Below are 18,946 nucleotides of genomic sequence, written 5' to 3'. Positions count from 1 at the left end.
TACGGTTGCAACGTTTTTCTGCAACCAACCTCATATCTTCAGTTTTCAAAGAGCAATCTGTACAAGTATATGGTAGCAAACATGTTGGCTTATGCCAACCGACTTTCATCTCCCACCTAAAATTGGTGTTTTACACCTTCACATTTTTGAGGAAGGAGTCTTCTGTCGGAAAACGATAAAATATCTGATTCCTATTAAATCTATAATGCGTGAGTAGCATCTTAGGTTTGGTGGGGAATTATTGACCAATATATATGATAATATCTGTTTATGTTTTAAAAAATAAGGTAAAATATATATGGTAAATTATTCATGAATTTTCGTTTTTTACCGTAGGAGTGAGAATGTGATTAAAAAGGCAATTGACTTTGTTTTATCTGAAGTTGACGTACCAGCACTTAATCATCCTGAGATAAGTAAGGAGATTAAGTATAAAGTTACAAATACTAAGGTTAGAATTAATTCTTTCAGGAAGATAGGAGATTTGAAAATTTATATGAATAGATTTTCAGATGTCCCTAAAAGTGGAAATGATTTAGTGTATAAATCGCTAAAGAATAAAGGACTGAAAACTTACGAGGATATATATCCTGAGTTCAAAGAGAAGTTTCAATGTTATTTTGATGATATTACAGTTTTAAATGATTTTGTTATAGGAAAAACATATACATCTTGGGATATCTCTAATTTTGCTAGAGATTATGATAATAGAAAAGGCATTTATTTAATAGGAGGGACCTCTAATTTAAAGGCAATTTTTATTAAAGTGACGTTAGAAAATGGGAAATATGCTAATGAATGGTTAGAAGAAAATAGAGTCCTCAAATATTATTTTAAAAATAGAGCAAATAAGTTTAAGTTAGAGTACCAAGATAATTTCGCTATTTATAGTACGAAAGAAACGGATGTACCAATCTATGTATTTATTAAAAAAGATACAAGGTGTGTATTACAGGGTGTGTTTAAATATGTACAGCATGTTGAAGAAGCAGATGAATCAAAGTGGTTTGAATTAGAAAAGATTAATCATTATCAAACTATACATGCTTTAACCAATCAAGAATATGAGAATGACTTGGATAGAAAAGTAAAACAATCTCAAACTACTAATGGTTCTGCGCGTAAAGAGCGCTTAAAACAAGCCGCAAGGAAACCTGAAGTAGTTGAAGTGGTTACTACACAATACAAAAGAAATCCAGATGTTATTGCTGAAGTATTAGAGAGAGCAAATGGATATTGTGAAGAATGTAAGCAAGAAGCACCATTTAAAAGAGCCAAAGATGGTACCCCTTATTTAGAGGTTCACCATGTTATTCCTCTTGCTCAGGGAGGAGAAGATTCGATAGAAAATGCTGTAGGTCTATGTCCAAATTGTCATAGAAAGGCACATTATGGATAATGATTGTAGTAGATAGGGGCAATATTTATGGATATATACAAGGAACTTGGAAATGCATTAGTAAAAATTTATAAAGATGAAAGTTTGAATGATGAATATAATTGGAAAAAAACCGTAGACAATATGATATATGGGTTTAAGCATATGAGAAATTACGGTGGGAAAATGGCGCAACCAAAAAATGAAAAGGCGTTTAATGGTAAACCTAAGCTGGGATTATTTGATTTTAAGGTAAAAACTGAATCTAAAAGGTATAATGTAACTCACAGAGAAACTATGATAAATTTACTAAATTACTCCACTTTAACGAACTGCGAGAATATTTGGTACGGCCGAGATCCTGAAGAGTATGCAGATAGTTTAGAAGAATATCAAACGTTAATAACATTAGCATTATTAATGTTTGAGCAGGAAATAAATTGGGGCGATGAAATTTTTCAAAGAAATACCTTTTTTTCACCTCATAAAAATGCAAGGCCTAGAGATATGTTAATGGGCTTCATAAGAATGTTTTTTATGCTGGATAATATTGATATTTATCCGTTTTGGAGAGAGAATAAGTCAACACCTACATTTCCAAACGGAAATTACAACAATTTAGATAAGGAAATGAAGGAATTCTTTGAGTATTATAAATCAATAAATTTAAATAGAAATCCCCCTCTTATTTATGGAGAAAGTAGAAATTATATGAACAAGCTAGCTGCTAATGCTAATGATAACGAGAGATATCTTTTAAATAAAGGGCCAAAGCGCGGATGTAGTTGAGGTCTTTGTATTGCATCAATTCATAAATGAATTTGAATAAATATTTAGGGAACAGAAGCAAAAAATATTTCGTTAGATGTTTTGTTGGAGAAAACAAGTAAAGGATATGTATTGATTAAGTAAAATCCCTAATAATGGTATGGAAGAGGAAAGGTAAAAAGTCTCGTTCTTTCTGTTCATTTCTATTCTTTTCTATTCTTTTCGTCTATACTGAAGTAATATGTCGAAAGGATGTTCGTGAAATATGATAAATGTTATAGAACTATTTGCAGGAGTGGGTGGATTTAGAATCGGATTAGAGAAAATAGGCCACTTTCAAATAGTATGGGGAAACCAGTGGGAACCTTCAAAAAAGGCACAGGATGCTTTTAATTGTTATGCACAACGATTTCAGGATAAGGGGATTCATTGTAACCAAGATATTGCTACCGTAACCGATGAAGAGATTCAAAAAATAGAAGCAGAAATGATTGTAGGTGGTTTTCCATGCCAAGATTATTCAGTTGCACGTAGCTTATCTGGAGAAAAGGGTATACAAGGAAAAAAAGGCGTGTTATTTTGGGAAATTAAGAGATTAGTAAATATAAAACGTCCTAAGTATGTGTTGCTTGAGAATGTAGACAGGTTATTAAAGTCACCATCTAAACAAAGAGGTAGAGATTTTTCTGTAATGTTAGCTACGTTTAGAGATTTGGGTTACCATGTAGAATGGCGTGTCATTAATGCAGCTGAGTATGGACAAGCACAAAGAAGGCGTCGCATTTTTATTTTTGCATATCGAAATGATATCCTTTATGCGATTACCCATAAGGATGAGACAGATTATAGTTTATTACATCATAAAGGCTTCTTCGCTATTCCATTTCCTGTACAAGCTGAATCCTCACCAAAACACCCAGCTAAAGAGTTTGAGTTACCGCTTGATATTGTTGATGTATCTGATAATTTTTCAGCAGGTTACTGGAATGCAGGGATTATGAGGAATGGGCGAATTTATACAGCCCAGCTTATAGCGATAGAAGAAAGTCCTATTCCATTAAGATCTATATTAGAAAAAAATGTAGATGATAAATATTACTTAAGTGAGATGGCTATTGAAAAATTTGAGTATCTAAAAGGTCCTAAAAAAATTGAAAGAACCGCAGCAAGTGGTCATAAATATATCTTTTCTGAGGGTGGAATGGCATTCCCGGAATTGTTAGATAAACCAGGCAGAACAATGCTAACAAGTGAAGCAACTATAAATAGAAGTACGCATGTAGTAAAAGATGAAAAAGGATTTCGATTTTTAACACCGATTGAGTGTGAAAGATTAAATGGCTTCCCAGATGATTGGACGAATACTGGTATGTCTAATCGAATGCGGTATTTCTGTATGGGAAATGCGCTAGTTGTAGGGTTAATTGAGCGTATGGCTGAAAGGATATATGAGATAGACAATATAAATGTAGAAAAACTAAAGGTTGAATTTGAGAAGGAGATGGTATGAGCCATCTCCTTTATTATTGCATTAATAAGAACTATATTAGGCAGTTTTCATGTGTTTTTATAATAATTAAATTCAACGCATCATTAAAAATCAGAATATAACTACTTAAAAAAATGAAAAAATAATTCGTAAGCAGTATAATTCAAATTAGTGGAATTGATAAAAATTAAAATAAAAGTAATTATTAGTAAGATGATGTCTAAAAGAAGTATTATAAGGAGATTTATGGAAAAAATATGCTGTGGAAATTTTAGATATCAGCGAGGAAATGTTAAAAAATTATGTTTGTTAATTAATTCAGAGAAAAGATAGAAGATTAAAAAGCTTATTAATAAAAAAGATAAATGAAATTTATAATATTGAACTTAATGAAGCTTTGATAATCGGTTTAGTACTTACAATTAATAGATTAACTAATAAAAATGAAGTAATAGTTGAACTTGAAAGACACGGAAGAGAGTTGATAAATGGTCAAATTGACATATCTAGAACTGTTGGATGGTTTACAAGTATGTACCCTGCATATTTTAAGGTGGATTATGAGGAGATAGAGGATAATATTAAATCATTAAAGGAACAACTTTGAAACATACCTAATAAAGTATTTAATTATAGCATTCTTAAGTTTTTAAATAAGGAATTTAAAGTACAAGAAGTCAAGTATATAAGATTCAATTATCTTGGAGATTTTGACAATATAATTGATAAGAACCAACTAAATCTAAACAACATTGAATTTGCGTTAGATAGTGACAAGAATAATTCATTGACAGCACTAATGGATATAGAGGCTATGGTGGTAAATGGTGAACTAAAGATAAATATTATCTACAGTAAAAATAGATTTAAAGATGAAACGATCCAAAAGTTTATTGAAAGTTATGTGAATACTTTGAAGCTAATTTTAGATAAGTGCATAGAAAAGGATTTCAAGGAATTCACCCCATCGGATTTTGATGCTTTAGAAATTTCGCAAGAAGATTTAGATGCATTGTTTAATTAGAAGTTACGCAAGGGGTATAATATTATGAAAAAATTAAGAGAATTGTTAGTTATACTTAGTGTTTTTCTCAGTATAGTTGTATTACCACTTAAGGGATATGCATTAGACAATGAGGTTGAGCAGTTAAATTTATTAACAAATGATACAAAACTAAAAATAGAAAAGTTTATAGAAGAAAATATGGATAAAGGTAAGGTTCCAGGACTAGCAGTTACCTTAGTTAAAGGTGATAAGACTGTGTATCAAAAAGGATTTGGATATTCAGATATAGATGCTAAAAAGCCAGTTACTTCTAAATCCTTGTTTGAAATAGGATCTAATAGTAAAGCAGTTACTGCTTTAGGAATTTTTAATTTAGAAAAAAGTGGACAAATTAAACTTGAAGATGAAGTAACTAAATATATACCATGGTTAAAAGTTAAATATAAAGGTAAGGAAGCTTCAATAACTATAGAACAATTATTACATCAAACAAGTGGTATACCTTTTAAAACGATAGATAAGATACCAGTTTCTAATGAAGATAATGCACTTGAAGAAACAGTTAAAACCTTAATTAATATAGAATTAGATAGTGAACCAGGTAGGGATTTCCAGTATGCAACTATAAATTATGATGTTTTAGGGTTGGTTATTGAAAAAGTGACAGGGAAATCTTATGAAGGCTATATTGAAGAAAATGTCTTAAAGCCATTGGGTTTACATAATACTTATCTTTATAAAAATGAGATTGTTAATGAATATATCGCTAAAGGGTATAAACTCGAATTCTTAAAAAATGATGTATATGATGCGCCTGTGTATAGAGGGAATAAGCCGGCGGGGTATATTATCTCCAGTGCTGAAGATATGGCTAAGTGGCTTAAGATTCAGCTGGGCACTTTAAATGATTTGAAATTTGATAAAGACATAGTTGGAAAATCTCAAGAGGCCAATCGTACAGTTAGACCATTAAGTAATGGATCATTCTATGCTAGTGGTTGGTTCATTTATCCAAAGAGTGAAAATCAAATTTCACATGCCGGGAATAATCCTAATTATTCTTCATTTATAGTATTTAATCCTAAGGATAAAGTCGGGGTTGCAGTACTAAGTAATACGAACTCACAATATGTAGAACTTATAGGTCAAGGTATTAATAAGATTTTAGAAGAGGGCACTTACAATAAAAATATAATAGATTTAAATAAAGGCGCAGATACAATAGCTAGTGTAATTATATGCATTTCAATTTTAATAGTTTTAAACATATTATTTTTCACATTAAAAGCATTAAAAGCAATATTAAATAAACAAAGGCATTTAAATACAAATGGAAAAAAGAGTTTATTAAAGCTTGTTTTTTCTTTTCTGTTCATGCTGGGAATAAGTTACTGTATATATTTAATTCCATATATCCTGTATAGAGGAGTATCATGGGAATTTGTTTTTGTATGGCTTCCTAATAGTGTTGAAGTTGCACTTTATTTTGCATTTACCAGTGTATGGTTAGTGTATATATACTTAGTATTTATAAGCTTTTTCAAAAAAGAAAACGATAAGGGAATATTTTTGTTATCTATAAAGCGTTAATAGTGGTTTTGGTAATGCGCTTATAATTTTCACTATTAATATGGCTGTAACAAGTAATAATGCGTTAAAGATTAAGCTGTTAATGTATTTCGTTTTAGGAATTATTCTTTATGTCTATGGGCAAAAGGTTATGAGGGGGAAATTAATAGATTTAACCAATGAAATAGTATATTCAAAAAGAATGGAAATTGTAAAAAAATTACTGGAATCTTCTTATAGCAAGTTTGAAGAAATTGAAAAGGGAAGAATTCAGTCCAATATATGAAAGATTATAAAGAACTAGAAGAAATAAGAAAATTAATTGATGTTGGAGGGCCTACTATGTGTCATAGTGCCAGAAAAGCATTTTTAAGTACGGCTTTAATAACATCGCCATCTGACTATAAAGAAGTAATTAATGAGCTTATCGATTATGGAGGTAGAGAATCTCTTAAATTAAGATTAGAACATGCTAAAAAAGTTTCATCAGTTATTACCTCATATATGATTTCCGCAGATGAAACTATGAATAATATTGAACTTGAAGACCTGTTTAAAGCCTATGAGATAATGGAGTGATTAGGGAATTTTAAAAAATGAATGTGTGATTAAACATTCAGGACTGACACATAAAAAATAAATCAAATCCGTTAAATAGTCTATCTCTTTAGTTAATAGACTATTTAAAATTCATTTTAAAAGAATATGATAAAAAAAGAATTATCGAGTCCAGATATGGAATACCGCTTTTAGGAAATGGATACTAAAATTAAATTGGTATTATTTTTTTGTGAGAAAGGTCAAAAATAAATTTCAAAAATTCAAAATTGATAAGTTATTAACTAGAAAATATGGGGGAGTTTAATGAGAAAAATAGTATTATACAGTGATCAAGTACAAGAAGATAGAAAATTGGATTATGAACTTTTAAGGTTGTTAAATAAAGAAAATCCTTCAATAGCATATCTTCGAGCATCTTCAGATGTAACAGGAAAATATTTTAATTATGTAGTTAAATACTATAGATATTTAGGAATTAATAATGTGAAATATTTTGATTTAGACAAAGAATACGATGAAAGAAAGGTTAATGACATATTTAATTATGATGGAATACATCTTTCTGGTGGAAATACATTCCGCTTTTTATATTCCTTAAGAAAAAGAAATTTATTGCATTCATTAAAATCATATTTGCAAAATGGTGGGGTTTTGATTGGTGTTAGTGCTGGTAGTATAATAACAACTAAAAGTATTGATACAGCCCAATTTTTAGACGAGGATATTATAGGACTAGAGGATAGAAAGTCCCTAGGTATTGTAGATTTTGATTTTATGCCTCATTGGAGCGAGGAACAAAGTGAGAAATATTTAGATTTATTAAAAGATTATTCTAAGTTGAAAAATAGGGAGATTTATGCTTGTAAAGATGGTGATGGGATAGTTATTGAGGGAGAAGAGATTAAATTGATTGGTGATATTTTGAAAATCTAATTTAGTTTCAATTTATATTAACAAAGAAGAAACTCTTTTCGGTTTCTTCTAAGGGATCATGTATAAAACCATCTCCTTTATGTTTATAAATTAAGGAACAATTATGTTGAAACTATAGAAAAAGGGTCCTGTTAATACAGGACTCTTCTTTATTTTTATTAATGTAATTATTAGAGATATTAGTGAACTACTTGCCACTTAGCAAAGCTTGAATTGGGAGCTTCTCAGCTCCACGATGAAAGAAACCTTTCGACTCCCTGAGCGTTACGTCTAGATGTCCAACGCTTGGACGCTCTCTGTATATGGTTGATATTTTAAGCAGTTACCGAATAGCTTGGTTTTCGCACTCTATTTTCTTCCTGAAACCTCCTATATCAAGCTATCAAAGAACTTCAGATAGCTAGTTTATCAAAAGTTTTTTGCTATGCCAAACTGAAATTCATCTCCCACCTAACGTTTGGCTATCGCCCTTCACACGCTTGAGGAAGGAGAATTATTCCAGTAAATTCATTAAAAAATTCCTTTTGTGTACCAAGAAGCAAAATATATTTATGATAAAATATAGAAAAAGATGATTAAGAAGGGATAATTAAAGTGAAACCAACAATTTATGATGTTGCGGAAAAAGCAGGTGTATCAATAGCAACTGTATCCAAGGTAATTAATCAAACTGGGCGTATTAGTGAAAAAACAATAAACAAGGTAAATCAGGTAATGGATGAACTAGATTACCAGCCAAGTAGTGTAGCAGCAGCGTTAACAGGTAAAAAAACATATACGATTGGGGTACTTGTCCCAGATATCTCAAACCCATTTTTTGCAGAAGTAGCAAGAGCCTTTGAAAATAGTGCACGAGAATCAGGGTATACACTCATTTTATGTAGTACAGATCATCAAACAAAACGTGAGCATGAATACATTGATTTATTATTTAAAAAGCAAGTAGATGGCATTATTATTGCAACGGAGCTAAATGATTATAAACTTGTAAAAAAAATCGTGAATCGAGATTTGCCACTAGTACTATTCACTGTAGATCATCCTTCCATCACGACTCATGTTGTGACAACTGATGATATGAGGGGAGGCTATCTAGCTGGAAGTTATCTAACGCAGAAAGGCCATTCATCTTTAACAATTATGATGGAGAAGGATAGAAAAAGTAGCTTAGGGAGATTGAATGGTTTCAAACAAGCTCTTACGGATTCGGGGATTTCGTTAGATGATGAGGCTATCATTAGCTGCTATTCGACAGTGGAAGATAGTAAACGTGCAAGTAAGGAATTACTTCATTTGCCTAACAGGCCTACAGCGGTTTTTGCTTGTACAGATTTAATTGCTATATGCCTTATGAATGAAGCAAGAAAACAAGGGCTTTCAATTCCGGAAGATTTATCAATTATCGGATTTGATAATACAATCTATGCTGAGATTGCAGATCCGGGGTTAACAACAATTGAACAGCCAATTAAACAAATGGCAGCCTGTACATTTGAACAACTGCTAAAAACGATGGAAATGAAGGAGCATGCTAAGCAAAAAATTACAATTATTCCTCAGTTAGTAGAGCGATCCTCAGTAAAGGATATTACATGATAGAGTTTTTATAAGCCTATTTGAATGTAACAAAAGAAGGTCATCGTAACTAAGTATAGTTAGGATGACCTTCTTTTATATTTAGGATTTATACTGAGAATTGTTCACCGCTTTTCGTATTTAAATCCTGCTCCATCTCATTTTCCTTTGGAATAGTAAGGAAATGAGTTAAAAATGCACCAAAGAAGTACAAACCAGCAAAGATCCACATCACGCCGCCAACACCTAATGGACCGATGAAGACAGTTACTACTAATGGCCCAACGAATGCTGATAATCCTGAACCTAAATTTAAGACAGACATTGCAGCTCCTTTATTGTCAGGAGATAAGGATGGGACTAATGCTGTAAGAGGTACATAACCGGCAAGTGTTGCTCCGTAGCAACAGGCAACAAATAATATTGCCCAATAATTATGTCCTACCATTTGTGGTACATAATAGAGTGCAAGAGTTACAATTCCGCAACCGACTCCTCCGAACCATTTAATCGTATTTACCCAACCAAACTTGTCTCCAACAATACCAAAAATAATATTAAACACCATATTTACAAAGAATAGAGTACCCCAAATTTGAAGCCATTCTGTCATCGTAAAATTATATTTCATCATATAGGTAGGTAGGAAAACAACAAATCCAAACTGAGCGGCCGAGTTTATAATTTTTACAATACCGCCTATACCAACTTTAGGATTTTCAAATGCGATAGTAATGCCTTTTAGTAATTCACTAGATTTGTTAGCGCTTACGGTTTGTGCTTTAAATTTGTCTTTATTTACAACGATTGAGAATAATCCCCCTACGACAACAAAAATTAAAGCACTCCATAATGTAGCGATTTCTCCGATTTTTGGAACCATATAACTAGAATAAAAGGCTCCTATCACACTAAGCCCTAGCTGGAATACGAACCAGAACCAGCCAACTGCTCTTGAAAGCATTTGCTGAGGAGTACTGTAAGATACCCAAACTAGGAAGGAATAAGCAAATAAGGGATAACCAAATCCTCGTAGAGCGTAGCAAAGTAATATAACGGGATAATTCATATGTTGAATTCCTATACCGATGAACCCAATGGAGCCTAAAATGAATGATACTAAACCAAACGTCATTACTTTTCTTGGTCCCCACATTTGTACAAATACCCCCGAAAACCAAGAAGAAGCAGATACAGTTATTCCATAAATAGTAAATAGAAAAGCAGCATGTTCTAGCGTTAGTCCTTTTTCAACGAGATAAGGGGATAACCATCCCTGTTCTAACCCGTCCCCAATCATAAAAACGATAATTCCTATGTATCCCCAAGTTAAATTAGAAGGGATCCCAATCCTGTCCATAAATGTTTTGTTTGAACTAATAGAGTTCATTCTCCCACCACCGATAAGTTATTTTTTTGGTTAAGCGCTTAATTCTTTTTGACAAAAAAAGTATACGCTTACATTATGAGGTCGTCAATTAAATTTTTTGACAATTTACAACTTTCTTTTATAGAGGCATTCTATTTACTTATTGGACAATAAAATAATAGTGAGTATGAAAAGAAAGAAATACCTTATAGATGGGGGTTACTATTTAAAAGGCTTGGTTTTCTTTGTTATATCAGTATTTTAAAAGAATATATTTATAGCTTTTTAGATGATTTATTTCTAATTATTATTTTTTATTTTTATGTAATACGTTTATTGAGGGAACTTAAAATTCGGATGAAAAGGGAGTGTTCAAAAAAATAAAAATGTTTTCAATTTAGAATCAAGTGTGTATAATGAAGAAAAATAGGGAAAGCGCTTAACTAATTTGATGCGCTAAACCCTATAGACTTTCATTTCGTTTCTTAAATTTTAATATAGAGGGAGAAATCATATGAACGTTTTAAAGATTGGGATTATTGGTGCTGGACGAATTGGGAAACTACATGTTGATAATTTGCAGCTTATGCCACGAGTAAAAATTAAAGCGGTTTCAGATGTAGTAATTGGTCATCTAGAAAAGTGGGCTCAAGATAAAGGAATTTCCAATCTGACTACAAACTATCAGGATTTATTAGCAGATCCAGAAATTGATGCTGTCTTTATTTGTTCACCAACAAATACACATGCGCAAATTATTAAAGAAGCAGCTCTTGCGAAAAAACATATTTTCTGTGAAAAGCCTGTTAGTTTCTCAGTAGAAGAAACATTAGAAGCATTAGAAGTGGTAAAAGAACAGGGAGTATCACTTCAAGTAGGTTTTAATCGTCGTTTTGATCCTAACTTCAGGAAAGTGTATGATCTTATTCAACAAGGCGAAGTCGGACAGCCACATATTTTAAAAATTACGTCACGCGATCCACAACCGCCAAGTATAGAATATGTTCGCTCTTCAGGCGGATTGTTTATGGATATGATGATTCATGATTTTGATATGGCTCGTTATGTGATGAATAGTGAAGTGGTTGAAGTATTTGCATATGGAACAACATTAATTGATCCATCCATTCAGGAAGTAAATGATGTTGATACAGCAATTGTCACATTAAAATTTGCGAATGGAGCTTTAGGGGTAATTGATAATAGCCGACAAGCTGTTTATGGATATGACCAGCGTGTGGAAGTGTTTGGTGAAAAAGGCGCGGTTGCTGCGGATAATTGCTGCCCGACAACAGTTCAAGTGTCAAAAACAGAAGGTGTTGTAAAAGATAAGCCGCTTTATTTCTTCTTAGAGCGTTACACGCAGGCTTACATTGAGGAAGTAACACAATTTACAAAGTCAATTATAGAAGGACAAGCTGTTATTTGCAGTGGTAATGATGGGTTACAAGCGGAGCGAATTGCGAAAGCTGCGAAGGAATCCTTACTAACAGGAAAACCTGTACAAATTGAACATAAACAGCCTGCATTAAATCAATAAAGAGAGCGCTTACTTATAGATGGATAAAGAGTAATGAATAGTTGGTTTATAAAAATATGAACCATATCATTTATTCATAAAGCATGGGAGGTAGTAACAATGAATCCACTTATTTTTAAAGAAGATTGTCCATTAGACCTTATTGCGGTTGGACGTTTATGCGTTGATTTAAATGCTAATGAAACACAACGTCCTATGGAAGAAACAAGAACGTTTACTAAATATGTAGGAGGTTCTCCTGCAAATATTGCAATTGGTGCTGCACGTCTTGGCTTACAAACAGGATTTATCGGTAAAGTATCTGATGATCAAATGGGCCGCTTTATTACGGGGTACCTAAAGGACAATAATATTAATACAGATCAGATATGTATAGATCGTACAGGTGCAGTGACAGGTTTAGCATTTACAGAAATTAAAAGCCCTGAAGATTGCAGTATTTTAATGTACCGCGACAATGTCGCAGACTTAAATCTTGATCCAACAGAGGTATCTGAGGACTATATTAAACAATCAAAAGCACTCTTAATTTCAGGAACAGCTTTAGCGAAAAGTCCCTCTCGCGAGGCGGTATTTTTAGCACTAGAATATGCGCGTAAGCATGATGTAGTTGTATTTTTTGATGTGGATTACCGCCCGTATACATGGCAGTCAGAAGCTGAAACGGCTGTGTATTACAATCTAGCGGCCGAAAAATCTGATGTCATTATTGGAACGCGTGAAGAATTCGATATGATGGAAAAACTATTAAACTATGAACAGTCTAATGACCAAGTTACGGCTGAAAGATGGTTTTCTCATCATGCGAAAATCGTTGTAATTAAACATGGCGGGGATGGTTCAATCGCATATACGAGAGACGGTCAATCTCACCGAGGCGGTATCTTTAAAACAAAGGTGTTAAAGACGTTTGGTGCTGGCGACTCGTATGCATCTGCGTTTATTTATGGCTTAATGCAAGGGTTTGAGGTTCCTCAAGCGATGCGATTAGGAGGCGCTTCTGCTTCGATCGTTATTTCTAAACATAGCTGTTCTGATGCAATGCCAACAAGAGCAGAGATTTCTGCATTCATGGAAACGGCTGAGGAATTGGTATAGAAACGTCATGAATCAATAATCAAGTAAGGGCGTATCCTATTGGACGCTTCTACATTACATAAAAGGGAGAGAATGAATATGACAGTACAAACAGCACAAATTGTAAAAAACTACATTGGCGGCGAATGGGTAGAATCCATTTCAACTAAGATGGAAGCTGTATATAACCCTGCAACAGGAGAAGTAATCGCTCAAGTACCACTTTCAACAAAATTAGATGTTGAACAAGCTGTACTAGCAGCAAATGAAGCATTCAAGTCTTGGTCTAAAACTGCTGTACCAAAACGTGCTCGTATTCTATTTAAATATCAACAATTATTAGTAGATAACTGGGAAGAGTTAGCGAAACTCATTACGATTGAAAACGGAAAAAGCTATAACGAGGCTTACGGTGAAGTTCTTCGTGGTATTGAGTGCGTGGAGTTTGCAGCAGGTGCTCCTACATTAATGATGGGAAAACAGCTACCTGATATTGCAACAGGTATTGAGTCTGGGATGTATCGTTACCCAATTGGTGTTATAGGAGGCATCACACCTTTTAACTTCCCAATGATGGTTCCATGCTGGATGTTCCCACTTGCAATTGCTTGTGGTAATACATTCGTATTAAAACCTTCAGAGCGTACACCACTTCTAGCAGCAAGATTAGCAGAATTAGCTGCAGAAGCAGGCATACCAAAAGGTGTATTAAATATCGTAAATGGTGCTCACGATGTAGTAAACGGTCTTCTTGAACATAAATTAGTGAAGGCAATTTCATTTGTAGGTTCTCAGCCTGTCGCAGAATATGTATACAAAAAAGGAACAGAAAACTTAAAACGTGTTCAAGCACTAGCGGGTGCGAAAAACCATTCCATTGTATTAAATGATGCAAATCTTGAACTAGCAACAAAGCAAATTATTAGTGCTGCATTCGGTTCAGCTGGTGAGCGTTGTATGGCTGCTTCTGTTGTAACAGTAGAAGAAGAAATTGCAGATCAATTAGTTGGAAGACTAGTAGAAGAAGCGAACAAAATTATCATCGGAAATGGTCTTGATGAAGATGTGTTTTTAGGACCTGTTATTCGTGATAACCATAAAGAGCGCACAATTGGTTACATCGATTCAGGTGTAGAACAGGGCGCTACATTAGTTCGTGATGGACGCGAAGATACAGCTGTAAAAGGAGCTGGTTACTTCGTTGGGCCAACAATTTTTGACCATGTTACAAAAGAAATGAAAATCTGGCAAGATGAGATCTTTGCTCCTGTTTTATCTATTGTTCGTGTGAAATCATTGGATGAAGCGATTGAAATTGCCAATGAGTCTCGCTTTGCAAATGGAGCTTGCATTTATACAGATAGCGGGGCAAGTGTACGTCAATTCCGTGAAACAATTGAATCAGGTATGTTAGGTGTGAATGTTGGGGTTCCGGCGCCAATGGCATTCTTCCCGTTCTCTGGCTGGAAAGACTCTTTCTATGGTGATCTCCATGCGAACGGTACGGACGGCGTTGAGTTTTATACAAGAAAGAAAATGCTTACATCTCGTTGGGAAAAGTAATCAATAAGAGAGAAGTAGAATCTGTCTAGTTGCTTGGAAGCGAAAGTAACGCAAGTAGTAAAACATAAGAAGGAAGTATTAGGAGTCTATTAAATTCCTAATACTCCTTTTTCATATGCAGAATGACTGTTAGAGATAGAAAGGAGCAAATCATATGCAAACTGTTAGAATGACGACGGCGCAAGCTTTGGTGAAATTTTTAAATCAGCAATACGTAGAGTTTGATGGAAAGCAACAAAAGTTTATTAAGGGAATCTTTACGATTTTTGGTCATGGAAATGTAGTAGGACTAGGTCAAGCTTTAGAAGAAGATGCAGGGGAATTAGAAGTATACCAAGGGAGAAATGAACAAGGAATGGCAAATGCTGCGATGGCCTTTGCAAAACAAAAACATAGAAAACAAATTATGGCATGTACTTCTTCTGTTGGTCCTGGATCAGCAAATATGATTACTTCTGCAGCAACAGCTTCTGCAAATAATATTCCCGTTTTATTACTTCCAGGAGATGTATTTGCAACGAGACAACCCGATCCTGTTCTTCAACAAATTGAACAAACACATGACTTATCTATTTCTACAAATGATGCTTTCCGTGCAGTAAGTAAGTACTGGGACAGGATAAATCGTCCTGAACAATTGATGACAGCTATGATTCAAGCGATGCGTGTTTTAACGAATCCGGCAGATACAGGGGCTGTAACAATTTGTTTACCACAAGATGTCCAGGGGGAAGCATGGGATTTTCCAGATTACTTCTTCCAAAAGCGTGTTCACCGTATTGAACGTCGTCTACCTACAAAAGCCAGCTTAGCGGATGCAGTGGAAATGATTAAGAGAAAGAAAAAGCCAGTTATGATTTGCGGTGGTGGTGTAAGATACGCAGAAGCGGCAGAAGAACTCAAACAGTTTGCTGAAACATTCCACATTCCATTTGGAGAAACACAAGCTGGAAAAAGTGCGATTGAAAGTAGTCATCGATATAATCTAGGCGGCATTGGGGTAACGGGAAATGTAGCGGCTAATACAATTGCAAAGGAAGCGGATCTTGTTATTGGGATCGGGACGAGATTTACTGATTTTACAACGGCATCGAAACAATTATTTCAAAATGAGGAAGTTGAGTTTTTAAACATCAATATTTCAGAATTCCATGCGAATAAGCTGGATGCATTAAAGGTTATAGCGGATGCGAAAGAAGCGCTTCTTGCTCTAATTGATGAACTGCAAGTAATTAATTATCGATCTAGTTATACAGTAGAAATTGCTGATGCAAAAGAGGCTTGGGAAATAGAATTATCACGTCTACATAATATTCGCTTTACAGGTCAAGATTTCACACCAGAAGTAGAAGGCCATTTCGATGGAAAGTTAAATGAGTATGTAGACGCACTTGGTACACAATTAACACAGACTGCAGTCATTGGACAAATCAATACATTTCTGGATGAAGATGCAATTATCGTTGGAGCGGCAGGAAGTCTTCCAGGTGATTTACAAAGAATGTGGGCATCAAGAAAACCAAATACATATCACATGGAGTATGGATACTCTTGCATGGGCTATGAGGTTGCGGGTGCACTAGGTGCAAAGCTAGCTGAACCATCGAAGGAAGTATATGCAATGGTAGGGGATGGTAGTTACCAGATGCTTCATTCTGAGCTTGTCACAAGTCTTCAAGAAAACAAAAAAATTAACGTCTTATTGTTTGATAACTCCGGATTTGGCTGTATTAATAACTTACAAATGGGTAATGGAATGGGGAGCTTTGGAACAGAGTTTCGTTACCGAAACCAGGAAACTCGTAAATTAGACGCGGGAATTATGAAAATTGATTTTGCAGCTAGCGCAGCTGGATATGGTGTGAAAACATATCATGTTACATCACTAGAACAATTACAGGAAGCGCTTATAGATGCGAAAAAACAAACAGTTTCCACATTAATTGATATTAAAGTATTACCAAAAACAATGACAAATGGATACGAGTCATGGTGGCATGTTGGTGTTGCGGAAGTATCTAAAAGTCAAAGTACACAAGCGGCGTACGAGAGTAAAGTAAGTAACTTGCAACAGGCAAGATCTTATTAGATTAGGACACAAAGAGAGCTTTTTATCTACATGCATATTGATTAGGAAGCTCTCTTTTCAATAACCAGTTAAGAGAATTTGGCGAAATTCTATCACATTTTTTAAAGAGGAGAGACAAGGGGATGTTTAAAGAAAATACAGTTAAGCTTGGTATTGCACCAATTGCTTGGACAAATGATGATATGCCGGAGCTAGGGGCAGAAAATACGTTTGAACAATGTATTAGTGAGATGGCACTAGCTGGATTTAATGGAAGTGAAGTAGGTAATAAATATCCGAGAAATACAGTTGTATTAAAAAAATCTTTGGAATTACGAAACTTGGAGATTGCTAGTGCATGGTTTAGTACGTTTTTAACAACGAAGCCGATTGAAGAGACGGTAGAAGAATTTATTAAGCATAGGGATTTCTTGCATGACATGGGTGCAAAAGTCATCGTTGTTTCAGAGCAAGGGCATAGTATTCAAGGGTTAATGGATGTACCACTATTTAAAAATAAGCCTGTTTTTACAGAAGAAGAGTGGGATAAGCTTGCGGATGGATTACATCACCTCGGTAAATTAGCTCAGGAAAAGGGGCTACATATTGTATACCATCATCATATGGGTACGGGTGTTCAAACAACGGCAGAAATTGAAAAGTTAATGGACATGACTGATCCAGCGCTTGTATCTCTTCTTTTTGATACAGGTCATCTTGTTTTTTCAGGAGAAGAGCCACTTTATATTTTGAAGAAATATTTACCTCGTATTAAACACGTACATTTAAAAGATATTCGTCAAGAAGTAGTAGATGGTGTAAAGGAAAGCGAATTAAGTTTCCTACAGGCAGTGAAGAATGGAGCATTTACAGTTCCCGGGGATGGCGTAATTGTGTTTGATGAAGTGTTTACTATCCTTGCAAACTCTGATTATCAAGGATGGTTTGTGGTAGAGGCAGAGCAAGACCCTGCTTTGGCGAATCCTTTTGAGTACGCATTAAAAGCCAGAAAATTTATACAAGAAAAAGCAGGTCTGTAATTTAAGCATTTTAAGATTATCCCTAAGTAAATGGGATGGTAATCTACATCTCTTCTTACAAAAGGGGTAAAAAGACGTGACGGTTGGTTTTACATGTAATAATTAATATTGAAATAGGGGAGTATGTAATGCCATTAGTTCAAATGAAAGATATTTTAATTAGAGCAAATCAAGAGAATTATGGGGTTGGAGCTTTTAGTGTCGCGAATATGGAAATGGTAATGGGAGCTATTAAAGCAGCTGAAGAGTTAAGTTCACCGCTTATTCTACAAATTGCAGAAGTTCGGTTGAATCATTCGCCAATTCATATGATTGGTCCTTTGATGGTAGCTGCAGCGAAACAAGCAACTGTTCCAGTAGCAGTTCACTTTGATCACGGTATGACATTTGAAAAGATTCAAGAGACGTTAGAAATTGGTTTTAGTTCGGTTATGTTTGATGGCTCTCACTATCCGTTAGAAGAGAATATCCAAAAGACAAAAGAAATTGTAGAACTTGCGAAACAGTATGGAGCGACGGTAGAAGCTGAGATTGGTAGAGTTGGTGGTAGTGAGGACGGGTCAGAAGATATTGAAATGTTGCTGACAAGCACTACAGAAGCAAAACGATTTGCAGAAGAAACAGACGTAGATGCGTTAGCTGTTGCAATTGGAAATGCGCATGGTATGTACAATGGAGACCCTGATTTACGATTAGACCGCCTACAAGAGATTAATGAGGTAGTCCATATTCCACTCGTATTACATGGTGGTTCTGGTATTAGTTCAGAGGATTTCAAGCAATGTATTCAACATGGTGTTCGTAAAATTAATGTAGCAACAGCCACATTTCAGAATGTAATTACTACGGTTAACACTGCCGTCATGAATACTCCGTATTCAGATTACTTTACGTACCACCAGGATGTTATTAGGGCTGCATACGAAAACGTTAAAAGTCATATGCAAATATTCGGAAGTGAAAACAGAGCATAATCAGAAAAACTTTCTTCATCACTAGTTAGAAGAAAC

14 protein-coding genes and 1 pseudogene are annotated in these 18,946 nt (G+C 34.4%); 14 read left to right on the top strand and 1 reads right to left on the bottom strand.

Going from position 1 to position 18,946, the window contains the following annotated elements; translation table 11 throughout:
* Nucleotides 1-346: 346 nt before the first annotated feature.
* The 8 genes and pseudogenes from CER22_RS27120 to CER22_RS27070 all read left to right on the top strand — a co-directional run bounded on the left by CER22_RS27120 (nt 347) and on the right by CER22_RS27070 (nt 9,300).
* Entirely contained in the window at nt 347-1,399 is a 1,053-nt protein-coding gene (locus tag CER22_RS27120) for an HNH endonuclease (protein WP_088610101.1), read from the top strand.
* A gap of 27 nt (nt 1,400-1,426) precedes the next feature.
* Nucleotides 1,427-2,167, top strand: coding sequence for a hypothetical protein (locus CER22_RS27115; RefSeq protein WP_088610100.1), 741 nt, complete (start codon nt 1,427-1,429; stop codon nt 2,165-2,167).
* 244 nt (nt 2,168-2,411) lie between these two features.
* The gene (gene dcm, locus CER22_RS27110; RefSeq protein WP_048562799.1) at nt 2,412-3,656 is read left to right on the top strand and encodes a DNA (cytosine-5-)-methyltransferase; all 1,245 of its coding nucleotides are present in this window, start codon (nt 2,412-2,414) and stop codon (nt 3,654-3,656) included.
* A 295-nt stretch (nt 3,657-3,951) separates the two neighbouring features.
* Nucleotides 3,952-4,659, top strand: a pseudogene (locus tag CER22_RS33860) (condensation domain-containing protein).
* 24 nt (nt 4,660-4,683) lie between these two features.
* Nucleotides 4,684-6,231, top strand: a complete 1,548-nt coding sequence (locus CER22_RS27095) for a serine hydrolase domain-containing protein (RefSeq protein WP_088610098.1) — start codon at nt 4,684-4,686, stop codon at nt 6,229-6,231.
* 261 nt (nt 6,232-6,492) lie between these two features.
* Nucleotides 6,493-6,789 (top strand): hypothetical protein, encoded by a 297-nt coding sequence (locus CER22_RS27085; protein ID WP_088610096.1) that lies wholly within the window; start codon nt 6,493-6,495, stop codon nt 6,787-6,789.
* A 285-nt stretch (nt 6,790-7,074) separates the two neighbouring features.
* The gene (locus tag CER22_RS27080; RefSeq protein WP_088610095.1) at nt 7,075-7,704 is read left to right on the top strand and encodes a Type 1 glutamine amidotransferase-like domain-containing protein; all 630 of its coding nucleotides are present in this window, start codon (nt 7,075-7,077) and stop codon (nt 7,702-7,704) included.
* A 594-nt stretch (nt 7,705-8,298) separates the two neighbouring features.
* Nucleotides 8,299-9,300 (top strand): LacI family DNA-binding transcriptional regulator, encoded by a 1,002-nt coding sequence (locus CER22_RS27070; protein ID WP_088610094.1) that lies wholly within the window; start codon nt 8,299-8,301, stop codon nt 9,298-9,300.
* 88 nt (nt 9,301-9,388) lie between these two features.
* Here the strand turns inward: CER22_RS27070 and CER22_RS27065 are convergent, their stop codons facing one another.
* Nucleotides 9,389-10,669, bottom strand: coding sequence for an MFS transporter (locus CER22_RS27065; protein WP_088610093.1), 1,281 nt, complete (start codon nt 10,667-10,669; stop codon nt 9,389-9,391).
* A 493-nt stretch (nt 10,670-11,162) separates the two neighbouring features.
* Between CER22_RS27065 and iolG the strand changes: the two genes are divergently transcribed.
* The 6 genes from iolG to CER22_RS27030 all read left to right on the top strand — a co-directional run bounded on the left by iolG (nt 11,163) and on the right by CER22_RS27030 (nt 18,910).
* Entirely contained in the window at nt 11,163-12,188 is a 1,026-nt protein-coding gene (gene iolG, locus CER22_RS27055; RefSeq protein ID WP_088610092.1) for an inositol 2-dehydrogenase, read from the top strand.
* Nucleotides 12,189-12,287: 99 nt separating this feature from the next.
* Nucleotides 12,288-13,286 carry a 5-dehydro-2-deoxygluconokinase gene (iolC, locus tag CER22_RS27050; protein ID WP_088610091.1) on the top strand — a complete coding sequence of 333 codons (999 nt, stop codon included), beginning with the start codon at nt 12,288-12,290 and terminating at the stop codon, nt 13,284-13,286.
* A 78-nt stretch (nt 13,287-13,364) separates the two neighbouring features.
* Complete coding sequence (locus tag CER22_RS27045; RefSeq protein ID WP_088610090.1) at nt 13,365-14,828, top strand: CoA-acylating methylmalonate-semialdehyde dehydrogenase; 1,464 nt, start codon at nt 13,365-13,367, stop codon at nt 14,826-14,828.
* A 154-nt stretch (nt 14,829-14,982) separates the two neighbouring features.
* Nucleotides 14,983-16,917, top strand: coding sequence for a 3D-(3,5/4)-trihydroxycyclohexane-1,2-dione acylhydrolase (decyclizing) (gene iolD / locus CER22_RS27040; RefSeq protein WP_088610089.1), 1,935 nt, complete (start codon nt 14,983-14,985; stop codon nt 16,915-16,917).
* A gap of 122 nt (nt 16,918-17,039) precedes the next feature.
* On the top strand, nt 17,040-17,936 hold the full coding sequence (gene iolE / locus CER22_RS27035; protein WP_088610088.1) for a myo-inosose-2 dehydratase: 897 nt from the start codon (nt 17,040-17,042) through the stop codon (nt 17,934-17,936).
* Nucleotides 17,937-18,064: 128 nt separating this feature from the next.
* On the top strand, nt 18,065-18,910 hold the full coding sequence (locus CER22_RS27030; protein WP_088610087.1) for a class II fructose-bisphosphate aldolase: 846 nt from the start codon (nt 18,065-18,067) through the stop codon (nt 18,908-18,910).
* Nucleotides 18,911-18,946 lie beyond the last annotated feature (36 nt).

This window comes from Bacillus sp. K2I17 (assembly GCF_002209985.1).
Lineage (GTDB): Bacteria > Bacillota > Bacilli > Bacillales > Bacillaceae_G > Bacillus_A > Bacillus_A wiedmannii.
Note: the sequence above shows the minus strand (reverse complement) of the source record. Positions and strands in the feature narration are given on the sequence as shown.

Bases quoted from the DNA above. Each gene is read 5' to 3' on its own strand.
- CER22_RS27115 (WP_088610100.1), top strand. From the start codon at position 1,427: ATGGATATATACAAGGAACTTGGAAATGCATTAGTAAAAATTTATAAA.
- dcm (WP_048562799.1), top strand. From the start codon at position 2,412: ATGATAAATGTTATAGAACTATTTGCAGGAGTGGGTGGATTTAGAATC.
- CER22_RS27095 (WP_088610098.1), top strand. From the start codon at position 4,684: ATGAAAAAATTAAGAGAATTGTTAGTTATACTTAGTGTTTTTCTCAGT.
- CER22_RS27085 (WP_088610096.1), top strand. From the start codon at position 6,493: ATGAAAGATTATAAAGAACTAGAAGAAATAAGAAAATTAATTGATGTT.
- CER22_RS27080 (WP_088610095.1), top strand. From the start codon at position 7,075: ATGAGAAAAATAGTATTATACAGTGATCAAGTACAAGAAGATAGAAAA.
- CER22_RS27065 (WP_088610093.1), bottom strand. From the start codon at position 10,669: ATGAACTCTATTAGTTCAAACAAAACATTTATGGACAGGATTGGGATC.
- iolG (WP_088610092.1), top strand. From the start codon at position 11,163: ATGAACGTTTTAAAGATTGGGATTATTGGTGCTGGACGAATTGGGAAA.
- iolC (WP_088610091.1), top strand. From the start codon at position 12,288: ATGAATCCACTTATTTTTAAAGAAGATTGTCCATTAGACCTTATTGCG.
- CER22_RS27045 (WP_088610090.1), top strand. From the start codon at position 13,365: ATGACAGTACAAACAGCACAAATTGTAAAAAACTACATTGGCGGCGAA.
- iolD (WP_088610089.1), top strand. From the start codon at position 14,983: ATGCAAACTGTTAGAATGACGACGGCGCAAGCTTTGGTGAAATTTTTA.
- iolE (WP_088610088.1), top strand. From the start codon at position 17,040: ATGTTTAAAGAAAATACAGTTAAGCTTGGTATTGCACCAATTGCTTGG.
- CER22_RS27030 (WP_088610087.1), top strand. From the start codon at position 18,065: ATGCCATTAGTTCAAATGAAAGATATTTTAATTAGAGCAAATCAAGAG.